We start from the raw sequence: 13059 nt of genomic DNA, 5'->3' as shown, positions 1-13059 counted from the left end.
CCATGAATGAAGAACTAATTAACCAAATCGTGCGACGCATTCTATCTGACCCTGCTTTACAAGGGCTATTACAAGGCAAGGTCAGCCCAGCAGGAGATAAGACGGTTAAGTCCCAAGCTTTAGTCCTTTTAAACTATGTCCCAGATTTCCCAGGCGTCTTAACCAAGGTGCAACAACGCTGGGGAGCCACCTACACGCTCAGCGTTCTACCTAGTGACCAGGTCTATACAGCAAATCCAGAACTCCCCCTTGGCATGACTTGGATTACGGCTCAAGACGCTTTGAGTAAGTCAGACTGGCAAAAACTAATCCTCCCCACGTGTTCCCCGAATACCTTGGCAAAAGCTGCCTTAGGGATACGAGATAACCCCATCTGTGAGATGCTTGGACGTGGGATAACTGAAGGGAACTCCATTGAATTAGTGACGGATTATCTTGGCTTGACTGCCAAAACCCCTCTGGCTTATAAAGAACTTTATGAAGGGTATATTCAGAAGCTACAATCATTCGGAGTTATGGTATGTGCTACCCTAGAAGAATGCACATTTGCTCAAAAACTTGCGCAACAATACCCACCAAATCATGATCAACAGATACCCGTGATCTACGAACAGAAGAAAACGGCTTCCTATGCGGAGCGTTCCTTCACACCCAACGAAATCCACTTTCTAAAAAAGTTCCTAGGGGACAAGCAGGCCTATGGATTTCCAGAGGAATCGAGAGTTCTCGTGAAGCAAGGGACCGTCATCTCCCCTCTCGCCCGAGACACCTTAAAGCTGCGCCGAATTGAGCTGTGTATCGAGAAGGAGGAGGGAAAAGGATGATCTTAGCTCGAGTCATAGGAAATGTATGGTCGACCCGTAAAGAAGATTCCTTACGTGGCCTGAAGTTTCTCGTCGTCCAACCAGTCACCCTCACCTATAACGAGGATGGAACACCAAAACTCCAGGAATTCGGGAATTCCCTGATTGCAGCAGACCAAATTGGAGCCGGAGAAGACGAGATTGTCATGGTAACCAGCGGTTCCTCAGCTAGGCAGGGTCTGGCCAATAATAGTATCCCGATCGATGCCACCATCGTAGGCATCATCGATAAAGAAACCTTTGAAGCGTGAGCTTAAGTGGGTGAAAAAATGAGCGAGATAAATAATAAAGAGATCAGTGCGAAGGTTCGAGAAGCTGGGGTAGTCGGCGCTGGTGGTGCAGGTTTTCCGACGCACGTCAAACTCTCAGCAAAGGCCGAGCTCGTCATCGTCAACGCAGCAGAATGTGAGCCCTTACTAAAAACCGACCAACAATTGGCAGCACGCTATCCAGAGCTTCTTGTTAAAGGCTTAACTCTAGCCATGAAGGCGACCGGTGCCCCAAAAGGAATCATCGCTTTAAAAGCTAAATATAAGGACGCGATAGCAGCCTTAGGGCCCTATATTATGAACACGGATAACCTAGAGATCGCCATTATGCCGGATATCTATCCTGCCGGAGACGAAGTCATCACCATCTGGCTAACGACGGGAAGGCGAGTCCTACCAGGTGGGATACCCTTAAACATCGGAGTTGTCGTTAATAACGTCCAAACCCTGATCAATGTAGCAAGAGCCGTTGTTGGAATCCCCGTGACCACAAGGACACTCACCGTCACAGGGGCCGTCAAAGTACCGAAGACCGTCACCGTCCCGATCGGAACCTCCCTGCGCGACGTACTCGAACTAGCCGGTGGCATCGACCAGGACCTCACGTATCTTAGCGGAGGACCCATGATGGGGACGTTGATCACCGACCTCTCGAGCCCCGTGACCAAAACCACTGGCGGATTGATCGGCCTTCCTAAGGACCATCCACTCATTAAACGAAAAAGCATGACCGCTGAAACGATCTTAAGAATCGCTAAAACCGTCTGCGAACAGTGCAGTTTCTGTACTGAGCTCTGCCCAAGGCATATCATCGGTCACGAACTCTCTCCCCATCGCCTGATTCGAGCGGTCAATTATAAAACCATGGCAGACCCGTTACTAGTCACCAGCGCCCTAACCTGCTCAGAGTGTGGCGTATGTGAAGCCTATGCTTGTCCAGTGGGAATCTCACCGCTGAGAGTGAATATGGCCCTGAAAGCAGAGCTTCGAGCCAAAGGCATCAAATATCAAGGGGAACTCGGGAAGGTTGACCCGATGGCCAAGCATCGCTTAGTTCCATCGTCGCGATTAATGGATCGCTTGAGACTAAGGCCCTGGTATAAAGAAGCCCCCTTATCCTTAGACGTGTATCAACCAGAGGAAGTCACGCTCAAGCTCCAACAGCATATTGGAGCACCCGCAGCCCCCATCGTTAAAGTTGGAGACATCGTTCAGGTTGGACAACTCGTCGGAGAAATTCCAGCAGGAGCACTAGGAGCAAAAGTCCACGCTAGCATCGGGGGAACCGTAATAGAGATGACCCCTCAAACCATAACGATACGGAAAGGTGGTGCAGCCAAATGATCCATGCCATAGGGCTAGTCGAATTAACAAGCATAGCACAAGGTATCGAATGTGCCGATATTATGGTCAAAACAGCCGATGTGACCATTTTGGTAGCGAAAACCATCTGCCCTGGAAAGTATATCGTCATGGTGAGTGGAGATGTCTCGGGAGTCCAGCAATCAGTGAACGCTGGCATCGACTTAGGTGCGGAGACCGTGGTGGATTCTTTCGTGATCCCCAATGTTCATCCGTCCATCTTACCAGCCATCGGCAACGCCAACAGGCTATATGATATTAAAGCCCTAGGGATTATCGAGACGTACAGCGTGGCATCCTTAATCGAAGCAGCCGATGCAGCTGTAAAAGCAGGAGATGTCGAGCCTATGCTGATCCATCTGGCCTTTGGAATCGGGGGCAAAAGCTATACCGTACTCACAGGAGAAGTCGCCTCCGTGAAAGCAGCGGTCGAAGAGGGAAGCGCCATAGCCAGTGAAAAGGGCCTCCTCATTCGTCAAGTTGTCATCCCAAGACCCGCGAAGCAACTCATCGAAAGCCTAGTGTAGGCGAAACGCGAGGCGCGAAGCACGAAGTTAGAAACTAGGGCAATGAACTAGTGGATACGAGGCGCAAAGCGCGAGACGAAGAACACGAGATACGAAGTATGAAGTCTAATGTCTAATGTAGTGAATACCAACGGAAGAATAAGAATACCGAACCACTAAAACTTAAAAATTGAACATCGAGCATCGGTCATCGAATAAAAAATCGAGCCTCGAGCATCGAACCTCGAGCCTCGATAAGGAGGTGTACTATGGGACGATTTATTTCGGCGGCCGTATTACGAGATTTGGCCAAGTTAGATAAAAATATTGTCATAGAAGAAGATAGTGTTCTAACACCCTCTGCCAAAGATCTCGCTAAAGAATTAGGGATCACGATTAGCAAAGGGAGACAAGAAATTGTCAGTCACAGTGTTGTCGGTCAATCGACCGAACCCCTGGTGAATCAAAAGCCTAGTGTCAGAGAAGTCAGTGTTTCCTCTGGAACCGTTACAGATTTAGGAAACCAGAGTGATGACCTGAAAAAAGCGGTGCAAAAGATTCTAGGTGAGGTGCTCAAGCCAGCCTGTGAGAACCCCAAAGCGACTCATGTCAAAGGGGAAACCGTGGTGATCCAGCCTTTTCTAGAAGCTCCTCCTGGGCAAAAGGTGGGACTCGTTGATGTGATTGACTCACGGGTGGGTAACCTCGCCTCGGGTTTTATGACGTTTGATCATTCCAGATTGCCTTGGTTTTTAAATTATGATGAAGTCGATTATGTCATAGAGGGAGAGTTTGTCCTGGAAGTTGAGGGGCAAGTCTTCCGTGCTCAACCTGGAGATGTAGTTTATATTCCTAAGGGAAGCCAAGTGGTCTTTTCCTCTCCAACGTTTTGCAAAGTTTTCTATGCTACCTACCCTGCTAACTGGGCAGATTTTTGCGATTAAGGACATTAAGTCAGATTGGGGGATCGATCCATGATTTTAAAGGCGAAAGTTTATAATAAAATTTTTGCATTCCAAAGTCTTAAGGAAGTTATGTCAAAGGCCAATGAAGAGAAGTCTGGTGATGAATTGGTCGGTATTGCTGCGAAATCTGCTTCTGAGCGAGTGGCAGCAAAATTAGTCCTAAGTAATCTTACCCTTGAGGACATCTATAATAACCCTGTCATTCCCTATGAAGAGGATGAAGTCACTCGGGCAATCTATGACGGTCTTAACTTGAGAATCTATCAAGAGATCAAAAGCTGGACGGTCGGCTACTTGCGCGAGTATATATTAGACCATAAAACAACGGGAGAGGACTTGGCACATATCAGTCGAGGTCTAACGAGCGAGATGATTGCTGCGGTGGCTAAGTTAATGTCCACCATGGACCTAGTCTTTGGCTCGAAGAAGATGCGCATTCAGTCACACTGTAATACCACACTTGGCGTACCTGGAACACTTGCTTTTCGTTGTCAACCCAATCACCCCACAGACAATGTCGAAGGAATGTTAGCATCCCTTAAAGAAGGGTTATCTTATGGTTCAGGGGATGCCGTAATTGGAATTAATCCAGTGGAAGACAACGTAGAGACGGTTACCCGCCTCTTAGATACGGTCAAAAACTTTATGGTCAAATGGGCAATTCCTACTCAAAACTGTGTGTTAGCCCATGTGACAACACAGATGAAAGCGATTGAAAAAGGAGCTCCTGTAGACTTGGTTTTCCAAAGTATTGCCGGAACGCAAAAAGCGAATGATGCTTTTGGTGTAAGCGCTGCCATTCTCGATGAGGCTTTTGCTTTAGCACAGCGTCAAGGAACGGCCACAGGCCCTAATCTTATGTATTTTGAAACTGGACAAGGCTCCGAGGTCTCTCTAGATGCTCACCTTGGCGTTGATATGATGACCTTGGAAGCAAGAACCTATGGGTACGCACGGGGTTATCGTCCATTTATGACCAACAACGTTTCTGGATTTATTGGACCTGAGACGATCTATTCAGGTCGAGAAGTGATCCGCGCAGACTTGGAAGATTTATTCATGGGTAAGCTGCATGGTTTACCGATGGGAATCGCACCCTGTTATACCAACCATATGAAAGCAGACCAAAATGATCAGGAAATGGGAACTCTTCTTTGCGCCATGGCTGGTTCGAACTTCTTCATGGGAGTTCCTGGCGGTGATGATGTCATGTTGAGTTATCAGGATACCAGTTACCATGATGATGCAAGTACCCGCGAAATCTTAGGGTTACGGCCGCTTCCTGAGTTCGAGCAGTGGTTGGAGAAGATGGGTATTTTAGAAGACGGCAAACTGACAGAGAGAGCCGGAGATCCATCGATATTTGATAAATAGGGAGGCGAATCGAGGTGGCAGTCGCGAATAACGAATTAGAAAAAGTCATAATCCAAAGTGTTATGGAAGAACTGGCCAAGAAAGGGCTGCTTTCACAAAAAGGGAAAGACCACGTGATGGCAGCAGCGATGATGGATACGTCCATACTCCCTAGCAGAGAATCAGAGGAGATGGTTACGTTCCCTCCCCTAGATGAAATGCAGATTTCGAACCCGTTCAATGCGGATGCGGTAAAGGCTATGATGAAATCAACCCCAGCCAGAATTGGAATTGGCAGAGCAGGAGCACGACCCAAGACCATGTCCTTATTAAGATTTTTGGCGGATCATGCAGTAGCTCAAGATGCTGTATTCCTCGATGTTTCTGAGCAATTTCTCCAACGGATGAACTTAATGTCTGTTCAAAGTGCAGCAACTAGTAAAGACGAGTTTCTGCAAAGACCAGACCTGGGGCGTCGTTTATCGGCAGAAGCAGTGAAAATGATTTCGGAGAAGTGTGAAAAGAATGTCCAAGTCCAGATTCTGATCGTCGATGGACTGAGTTCAAGTGCTATTGAGGCCAATATCCCCGATCTCTTGCCTGCCTTGATGCAAGGATTGAAATCTGCAGGAATCAAAGTTGGAGCCCCGTTCTTCGTGAAGAATGGCAGGGTATGGGTTCAGGACCATGTCGCATCTATCGTCAATTCTGATGTGATTATTTCCTTAATAGGAGAGCGTCCAGGACTGGGAACAGCGGAGAGTCTAAGTGCTTATATGATTTATCGACCCGATCAAAATACTGTTGAAGCAGATCGAACGGTTATCTCCAATATTCACAAGGGCGGAATCCCTCCTGCTGAAGCAGGGGCGCACCTCACGGATGTCATCAAACAAATTCTGGCTGCCAAAGCGAGTGGCGTCAAGCTGAACCAGCAAAAATAGGGGTGGTGATAAAATGCCCGAATCGACTACTCAAAGGATCACGAGTGTGGGCATTGATATTGGAACCACGACTACCCAACTGGTGATCAGCCAATTGACCATCGAAAATACGGCTTCCGGATCCTTAGTTCCTCGCGTAGAAATCACGGATAAAGAAGTGATCCATCGCAGCCAGATCTATTTTACTCCACTTTTAGACCGTGACTTGATTAATGCGGTTGCGGTCTCTAAAATTGTGGAAACCGAATATCAGGCTGCCGGGCTTACGCCCGATATGATTGACACTGGAGCTGTGATTATTACTGGTGAAACTGCAAAGAAGGAAAATGCTAAGTCGATTATTGATGCCTTAGCTGGATTTGCAGGAGACTTTGTAGTGGCCACTGCTGGTGCTAATTTAGAAGCGATTTTTGCGGGGAAAGGGTCGGGCGCTGCATTATTCTCCGCTCAAAGACACCAGGTCGTGGTCAATATCGACGTAGGTGGTGGAACCTCCAACTATGCCACGTTTCATGAGGGAAAGGCAGTTGATTCTTCTTGCCTGAACGTCGGCGGGCACTTAATAGAATTTGAACGGCAAGGGGACCGGATTACTTACATTTCTGAGCCGGCAAAAATTGCTTTACAATCTACTGGACAAAGGCTTCAAGTAGGGGAGCGAGTAACCCTGCCTCAACTTCGTCCCCTTGTCAAAGCAATGGCGGCGTGTGTTGTGGACGTACTCAAGACCTCTACTCACGCTGGGTTAACTAAGGAACTCCTTATGACTCCCCCTTTGCAATTAGAACATCGAATTCGAAAAGTAATGATTTCTGGCGGGGTAGCCGACTATGTTTATGCTCCAAATGGACCGACTACCATGGCGGAAGTGACTGCTTTTGGAGATTTTGGCCCGCTTCTAGGTTGGGAGCTTAAAGTGTGCTTGGAAGCAGCGGGGTTTGTCTTAGAAAAGCCGAATGAAACAGTTCGAGCAACCGTTATCGGGACTGGAACACAGTCGGTTAATTTAAGTGGCAGTACCATCCATCTTCAAGAAAAAACCTTGCCTTTACGTAATGTCATGGTTATTTCTCCCTTTACTGCCCAGATTCCCGATACACCGGAAAGAATAGCTGAAGTCGTTAAAAGCGAGATCCTCCGCCTTCAAGTGGATCACTCAGAGGGAGTCGTGGCTCTAGCCATGAAAGGGCCCCGCACAATGTCCTTTGCAGATATCAATAGTTTGGCACAAGGGCTAATTTGGGGACTGGAAGACTACTTGTATACAGATAAACCCCTCATTCTTGTTATTGAAGCAGACTGTGGGAAAGTCTTAGGACAGTGCATTAATGCTTTAGCCAATCGACCCCTAGAACTGGTTTGTATAGATCAACTCGAAGTGGAGAATTGTGATTATATTGATATCGGGAAACCTCTTATGGGTGGCAGAGTTGTCCCAGTGGTCTTAAAAACCTTAGTCTTCAATCGTTGAGCGAATTTCAAGTCCCCCCTGAAGACTATCGTATCTGAAGTCTCGATGGTCAGTTTAACTTTAACTGAACGAGTTCACTAGACGTGAATTTGACATAATATTAAGTGACATTTCCTAAGCGGCTGAATTCTATCAATGTTCAGTCGCTTTTAAAATCGTGCAGTTTAGGGCAGGATTTACAATAGTTCTGACGAATAGAAGAGATAATGAACTTGAGGGGAATTACTTCCCCCTTTATGTAAGGATGAGTTCGATGCGCAAAACATTTGAGGCTAACCTACTGGACCCTAACTATCTTGAAGAAATCCTAGGTAGTTTTCACAACGCTACTGGTTTGCATATCGAGGCGATTAATAACGAGGGAGCAACCCTTTCTGTGCTTGGAGAATTAGAACGCAGCGATTTTTGTCGTTATATTCGCTGCCAACCTGAAGGAGAAAAGAAATGTCAAGATTCCTATAAACGAGCTAGCTTGGAAGCTGCAAAATGGGAGGAACCCTATTTTTTTCGTTGTCATGCAGGATTGGTGATCTGGGCGGTTCCAATCACGATTCAAGGGGTTTCCAGGGGAAGCATTATCTGTGGACAAGTTTTAATGTGGGAACCTGATCACTTCTTCTTTCAAGAACTGAAGATGCTGAATGTTGGGATCAAGAACTTCGATGAATTAAAGTCGAAAGCCTGTAAGCTTGAGGTTGTCTCTCCGACTCGTTCTCAAGCAGCTGCAGATATGCTTTTCGTCGTTGTAAATCATATCGTGAAGCGAAATATTAATAGCTTAGCAGAAATTGATGCCACACGTTTGCAACAACAGCAGATACGTCGGGAGATCGAGGAGAGAAAGCGGAAGAATTTACCGGATATTAGTGATTATGACACTTATCTAAAGAAAGAACGTAAATTTTTGCGCTATATACGCCTTGGGGATCGAACGAGAGCAAACCAAACGCTTCAGAGTCTTTTAACAGACCTCTATACCAAAACTGTTGGGGATCTTGAAACGGTCAAAGTACGTATCTCGGAATTGGCAACGTTAACGTCTAGGGCGGCCGTAGAAGGTGGAGCTAACGCAGAACGCATTATGATGCATCTAAAAGACTTTAATAAGGAAATAGAAGATATTGAGCGAGTTGAAAAGTTTTTTTACAAGATTCAGCATATTGTTGAAACCTTCTTAGAGGGGATTTTTACCTTAGCAGATAAAAAACACCTGGCCATTGTTAAAAATGCTCGGGATTTCATCATGGAAAATTACGCCTTGCCCCTTACTGTTGCGGATGTGGCTGAGCATCTCTTTGTAAGTACTTCGCATCTCTCTCGCTTGTTTCGAGAAGAACTCGATTGTACGATTAATGATTACTTAACCAGAGTGAGAGTGGAGCAAGCGGTTGAAATAATGAAAAAACCTGAATTTAGTGTTGCTCAGGTTTCGAAAGCGGTTGGCTTTCAAAACCAAAGTTATTTTTCTAAAGTCTTCCGTAAGTATATCGGGGTTACACCCCTGATCTACAAAAACAGTTTGTATTAGAGGGTGAGTATGAATGGTTTTTCTAGCTATCATTAAATCAATTATTACAGGAGAAGCGGAAAATACCATGGCACTAACGAAACAAGCGTTAGCTCAGGGTTTTTCAGCAGAGTCTGTTCTGGAAAAAGGTTTGATCGCAGGAATGGATCATGTAGCTGAGAAGTTTCGTGAGCAAAGGGTTATGGTCCCCGAAGTTCTCATGGCATCTCGGGCAATGCATGCCGGGTTAAGCCTTGTAGAACCCTTGCTCAAGGATTCTGATAAAAAAATTGCAGCTAAAATCGTCATGGGAACGGTGGCTGGGGATCTTCATGATATTGGTCTAAGCTTAGTGAAGATGTTAGTCATCACCACCGGAGCAGAGATTATTAATTTGGGAGTGGATGTGACGCCCAAAAAGTTTGCCAGTGTCATTCGCAAGGAAAAACCTCATATTCTTATGATGTCTGCTTTACTCACAACCACGATGACTGTGATGAAAGAAGTGATTGACGAATTAGAGCTAATAGGGATTCGTAAAAACTTGGTCATCATCGTGGGAGGTGCACCTGTCGACTCAGGTTATGCTAAGACAATCGGGGCTGATTATTATTTTGAAGATGCTTTTGAAGTGCGACTCTTCTTAGAAGAAAATCTAGCTAAGATCATTAATAGAAAAAGTCGCTAAATTTTAATTCGCGTTTAAGACACCCACTTCTTGCAAGTGGGTGTTTCATAGTTTGCTTAGGTGAGGGTTTGAGTCTTCCTTGCTAATATCGACAAAGAATAGCAATATGTACTAAATAGTACGAATATTCAATTGGTTGTAATGCGTCAAAACGAGCAGGAATGTGTTAGAAAAAAATGATCTTAAGATGCTATGATTATAATAATAGTCAAACTAGTCACGCATTAGATATTGAATAATTAGATAGAGAAGGGTTGCGATTTTAGAGAGAGTAGTAATTAAGAGGAGGGTGCCTATGGACACAAGAAAAATGAGCCTTCTTGAAGAACTTAATGTAGATCAAACGTTTTCCATGTTTATCCAAAGTCAAGAGGTTAAAAAAGTTGCTACTCATTTCTTAGAGTCTATGGAATCAGTCCTGATCCGAAATCAAATCGTTGATGCGCTTCAAGATTATAATCTTGGTAGTGTCACAGGTGTTTACGAAATTTTTGGTGGATATGTTAATCGTAGTTTTGGCATTTATACTGAAAAAGACGGACAGAAGAACGAATATTTTGTGAGGAAATACAAATACGGAATCACGGAGACAGAAATCATCTTTGAACATTTAATGATTAATTACTCAAAAGCTCATGGCTTAGATATTGCGGCAGGATTAATTCGTACCAAAGATGGTTCAACGTTTGTTAAGAAAGTCGAGGGAGCGAATCAAAAGACAGAGATCTATTTTGCGGTGTATGAATTTCTGAAAGGAGAGGACTTATACACCTGGGATACTCCTAATTTAAATGATGAAGAATGTGCCAGCGCTGGAGAAGTTCTTGCAACGTTCCATAACGCTGCCAGAGATTTTGACTCACACGGTTTGGTGCGGGTTGAACCAAAAATCATGGACTTACTCTTGGCTCTACCGGAAAAATATAAGACTTTAGCACAGACCGATATCGACACGAAGTTTCACACCTATTATAAAAGTAAGCTTGACTCAATATTAGAGGTTATTGAGAATTCGCAAATCCCCCCTGAAATACTAGATAAGATGCCATACACACCTTGTCATAATGACTTTCATGCCGGCAACCTAAAATTCTTAGACAACAAGGTTGTGGGAATCTTTGACTTTGATTGGTCTAAAATTGATCACCGGCTCTTTGATGTTTCGCTTGCTCTAGCCTATTGTTGCTGCTCCTGGAAAGATGACAAGGATGGTGTACTACTTCTCGATAAATGTGCCATCTTTCTAAAAGCATATCAACAAAAATTGGTTGATATGAAAGGCCTTGAACCTCTCAATGCAGTGGAGTTAGAGTATCTGCCGACGATGATTGCGGCTGCCAATATCTATTTGATTAACTGGGATGTGCTAGCCTACTATGCCGGAACGAATTTGAACGAGTATGAGTACATCGCTTATTTACAGCATAATGTTCGTTTAATGAATTGGATTGAAAACCATAAGGCGGAGATTGCAGACGTTGCTAACTCCTTATCATGGTTTACATCATAATTAGAGCGAACTCACTTCGCTCAGTAATTCAGTGAGGTTCTCTACCCGCCTCCATTGAATTAAATTGCACAATTCTTCCCACATTATAGAAGCGGGAGACCTTCTTCAGGCACTTGTTAAAAGAGATATTCCAAAAATTCAGAGCACAGGAAAGGGGACTGTATCGTGGAATTCACAAAATTATTTAGTCAGGCGGAAGTAGAGCGTGTTCACGAAGCATCATTGGAAATACTTGAAACCGTAGGGATGCTGGTTCGCAATGAAAAGGCACTAGCGATTTTTGCTAAGAATGGTTGTCAAGTTGACATGGAGACAATGATGGTCAAGTTTCCAAGAGAAGTAGTCGAGAAAGCTAGAAAGTCATTTGTTCCTACTTATACTTTTACGGCCCAAGATCCTAAATTCGATGTCACAATGCCCGGAGACCGCCCGATCGTCGTAACAGGAAGTTCAGCACCTAATATTATCGATCCTAAAACAGGCGAAGAACGACGAGCAACCTCTGACGATATTGCCAATATTGCTTATCTGATTAATGAACTGCCGGGCTTCGATGTCTTTTCAATTTCTACCTTAGCTGATGATGCCCCAGAAGGGCAGTTCAGTATGTCCCGTTTTTACCCTGCTCTTAAAAACTGCAAAAAACCTGTCCGTAGTAATACACCCAACATGGAGGACCTCAAAACAGTCTTAGAGTTAGGCGCCCTGATTGCAGGAAGCGAAGAAGAATATCGTAAGCGTCCCTTTATCAACCACCACTACTGCCCAGTGGTTTCTCCCTTGACCTTTGATGTGGAGTCGACCGAAGCAGTCATCTACCTGATTGAACAAGGTTTACCAGTCTATGGAACGATTGTTCCTAATGCAGGGATGACCTCACCATTAAGCCTGATGGGGACATTGACGCTTGGTAATGCTGAGTTCTTGGGATTGGCAACTCTAACCCAAATGATTCGTCCTGGTGCCCCCATGATCTATGCAGTCTTATCGACAGTCGCTGATATGCGGACAGGAGCTTATGCACCTGGTGCTATCGAGACTGGTATGATGCAAATGGCACATACAGAGATGGCGAGATTTTATAATGTTCCTTCCGGTGGATACATTGGCTTGACGAATGCTCACTCGAATGATGCTCAGTCCGGCTATGAGACAGGGATGAATACCACTGGTGCCTTGCTTGCAGGAGCAGACTTATTTAATATGGGTGGTCTCTTAGGAAGTCTGATGGCCTTTGACTTTGCTAAAGCGGTTATCGATAATGAAATCGCTTTAATGCTCAAACGAATGAAAAAGGGCTATGAATATAGCGAAGAGAACCTCTGCTTAGATCTGATTGCAAAAATAGGACCTGGTGGCAGCTATATGGACACCGACCATACTATGAAAAATATGCGTACTATCGCAGTTCTCCCTAAAGTTGCAACGAGAGAAATGCGTCGTCGTTGGGAAGATCAAGGTAAGCCGGATGCCCATAGTCGAGCGATGAAAGAAGCCAATAGAATTCTGAGCAAACCTAATAAGTCTCGCTTCACCGATGTAATGGATGCTAAAGTTCGTGACCACTTTAAGGGACTTGTCGCTGGAGATGCTAAATGGAGCCTTTAATTCAATATTAAAT

General features: G+C 44.9%; 12 protein-coding genes. All 12 read left to right on the top strand.

The window, feature by feature from the left end:
* Positions 1-2: 2 nt before the first annotated feature.
* A complete protein-coding gene (locus ACYQ3Q_RS19150) occupies positions 3-824 on the top strand; it encodes a flavoprotein (protein WP_459930121.1) in 822 nt (273 codons plus the stop codon).
* On the top strand, positions 821-1114 hold the full coding sequence (locus ACYQ3Q_RS19145) for a EutN/CcmL family microcompartment protein (RefSeq protein ID WP_459930120.1): 294 nt from the start codon (positions 821-823) through the stop codon (positions 1112-1114). The genes ACYQ3Q_RS19150 and ACYQ3Q_RS19145 overlap by 4 nt, the downstream gene beginning before the upstream one ends.
* 18 nt (positions 1115-1132) lie before the next feature.
* Positions 1133-2476, top strand: a complete 1344-nt coding sequence (locus ACYQ3Q_RS19140; RefSeq protein ID WP_459930119.1) for a 4Fe-4S dicluster domain-containing protein — start codon at positions 1133-1135, stop codon at positions 2474-2476.
* Entirely contained in the window at positions 2473-3021 is a 549-nt protein-coding gene (locus ACYQ3Q_RS19135; RefSeq protein WP_459929345.1) for a BMC domain-containing protein, read from the top strand. The genes ACYQ3Q_RS19140 and ACYQ3Q_RS19135 overlap by 4 nt, the downstream gene beginning before the upstream one ends.
* A gap of 248 nt (positions 3022-3269) precedes the next feature.
* Positions 3270-3944 carry a cupin domain-containing protein gene (locus ACYQ3Q_RS19130; protein ID WP_459929346.1) on the top strand — a complete coding sequence of 225 codons (675 nt, stop codon included), beginning with the start codon at positions 3270-3272 and terminating at the stop codon, positions 3942-3944.
* A gap of 30 nt (positions 3945-3974) precedes the next feature.
* Positions 3975-5339: an ethanolamine ammonia-lyase subunit EutB gene (locus ACYQ3Q_RS19125; RefSeq protein WP_459930118.1), complete on the top strand. Its 1365-nt coding sequence runs from the start codon at positions 3975-3977 to the stop codon at positions 5337-5339.
* Between the two features lie 14 nt (positions 5340-5353).
* Complete coding sequence (gene eutC, locus ACYQ3Q_RS19120; protein ID WP_459930117.1) at positions 5354-6262, top strand: ethanolamine ammonia-lyase subunit EutC; 909 nt, start codon at positions 5354-5356, stop codon at positions 6260-6262.
* 13 nt (positions 6263-6275) lie between these two features.
* Positions 6276-7733, top strand: coding sequence for an ethanolamine ammonia-lyase reactivating factor EutA (locus ACYQ3Q_RS19115; RefSeq protein WP_459930116.1), 1458 nt, complete (start codon positions 6276-6278; stop codon positions 7731-7733).
* Positions 7734-7986: 253 nt separating this feature from the next.
* Positions 7987-9261 carry a PocR ligand-binding domain-containing protein gene (locus tag ACYQ3Q_RS19110; protein WP_459930115.1) on the top strand — a complete coding sequence of 425 codons (1275 nt, stop codon included), beginning with the start codon at positions 7987-7989 and terminating at the stop codon, positions 9259-9261.
* 13 nt (positions 9262-9274) lie between these two features.
* The gene (locus tag ACYQ3Q_RS19105; protein ID WP_459930114.1) at positions 9275-9928 is read left to right on the top strand and encodes a corrinoid protein; all 654 of its coding nucleotides are present in this window, start codon (positions 9275-9277) and stop codon (positions 9926-9928) included.
* A 295-nt stretch (positions 9929-10223) separates the two neighbouring features.
* Positions 10224-11438 carry a phosphotransferase gene (locus ACYQ3Q_RS19100; protein ID WP_459930113.1) on the top strand — a complete coding sequence of 405 codons (1215 nt, stop codon included), beginning with the start codon at positions 10224-10226 and terminating at the stop codon, positions 11436-11438.
* A gap of 165 nt (positions 11439-11603) precedes the next feature.
* On the top strand, positions 11604-13046 hold the full coding sequence (locus tag ACYQ3Q_RS19095) for a trimethylamine methyltransferase family protein (protein WP_459930112.1): 1443 nt from the start codon (positions 11604-11606) through the stop codon (positions 13044-13046).
* Positions 13047-13059 lie beyond the last annotated feature (13 nt).

It is taken from the genome of Desulfosporosinus burensis, assembly GCF_054657535.1.
The sequence above is the reverse complement of the archived record's forward strand: the minus strand, read 5'-3'. Positions and strand labels throughout refer to the sequence as shown.

Excerpts from the sequence above, each read along its gene's own strand:
- ACYQ3Q_RS19145 (WP_459930120.1), top strand. The coding sequence starts at position 821 with ATGATCTTAGCTCGAGTCATAGGAAATGTATGGTCGACCCGTAAAGAA.
- ACYQ3Q_RS19150 (WP_459930121.1), top strand. The coding sequence starts at position 3 with ATGAATGAAGAACTAATTAACCAAATCGTGCGACGCATTCTATCTGAC.
- ACYQ3Q_RS19105 (WP_459930114.1), top strand. The coding sequence starts at position 9,275 with ATGGTTTTTCTAGCTATCATTAAATCAATTATTACAGGAGAAGCGGAA.
- ACYQ3Q_RS19140 (WP_459930119.1), top strand. The coding sequence starts at position 1,133 with ATGAGCGAGATAAATAATAAAGAGATCAGTGCGAAGGTTCGAGAAGCT.
- ACYQ3Q_RS19110 (WP_459930115.1), top strand. The coding sequence starts at position 7,987 with ATGCGCAAAACATTTGAGGCTAACCTACTGGACCCTAACTATCTTGAA.
- ACYQ3Q_RS19115 (WP_459930116.1), top strand. The coding sequence starts at position 6,276 with ATGCCCGAATCGACTACTCAAAGGATCACGAGTGTGGGCATTGATATT.
- ACYQ3Q_RS19135 (WP_459929345.1), top strand. The coding sequence starts at position 2,473 with ATGATCCATGCCATAGGGCTAGTCGAATTAACAAGCATAGCACAAGGT.
- ACYQ3Q_RS19125 (WP_459930118.1), top strand. The coding sequence starts at position 3,975 with ATGATTTTAAAGGCGAAAGTTTATAATAAAATTTTTGCATTCCAAAGT.
- ACYQ3Q_RS19100 (WP_459930113.1), top strand. The coding sequence starts at position 10,224 with ATGGACACAAGAAAAATGAGCCTTCTTGAAGAACTTAATGTAGATCAA.
- ACYQ3Q_RS19130 (WP_459929346.1), top strand. The coding sequence starts at position 3,270 with ATGGGACGATTTATTTCGGCGGCCGTATTACGAGATTTGGCCAAGTTA.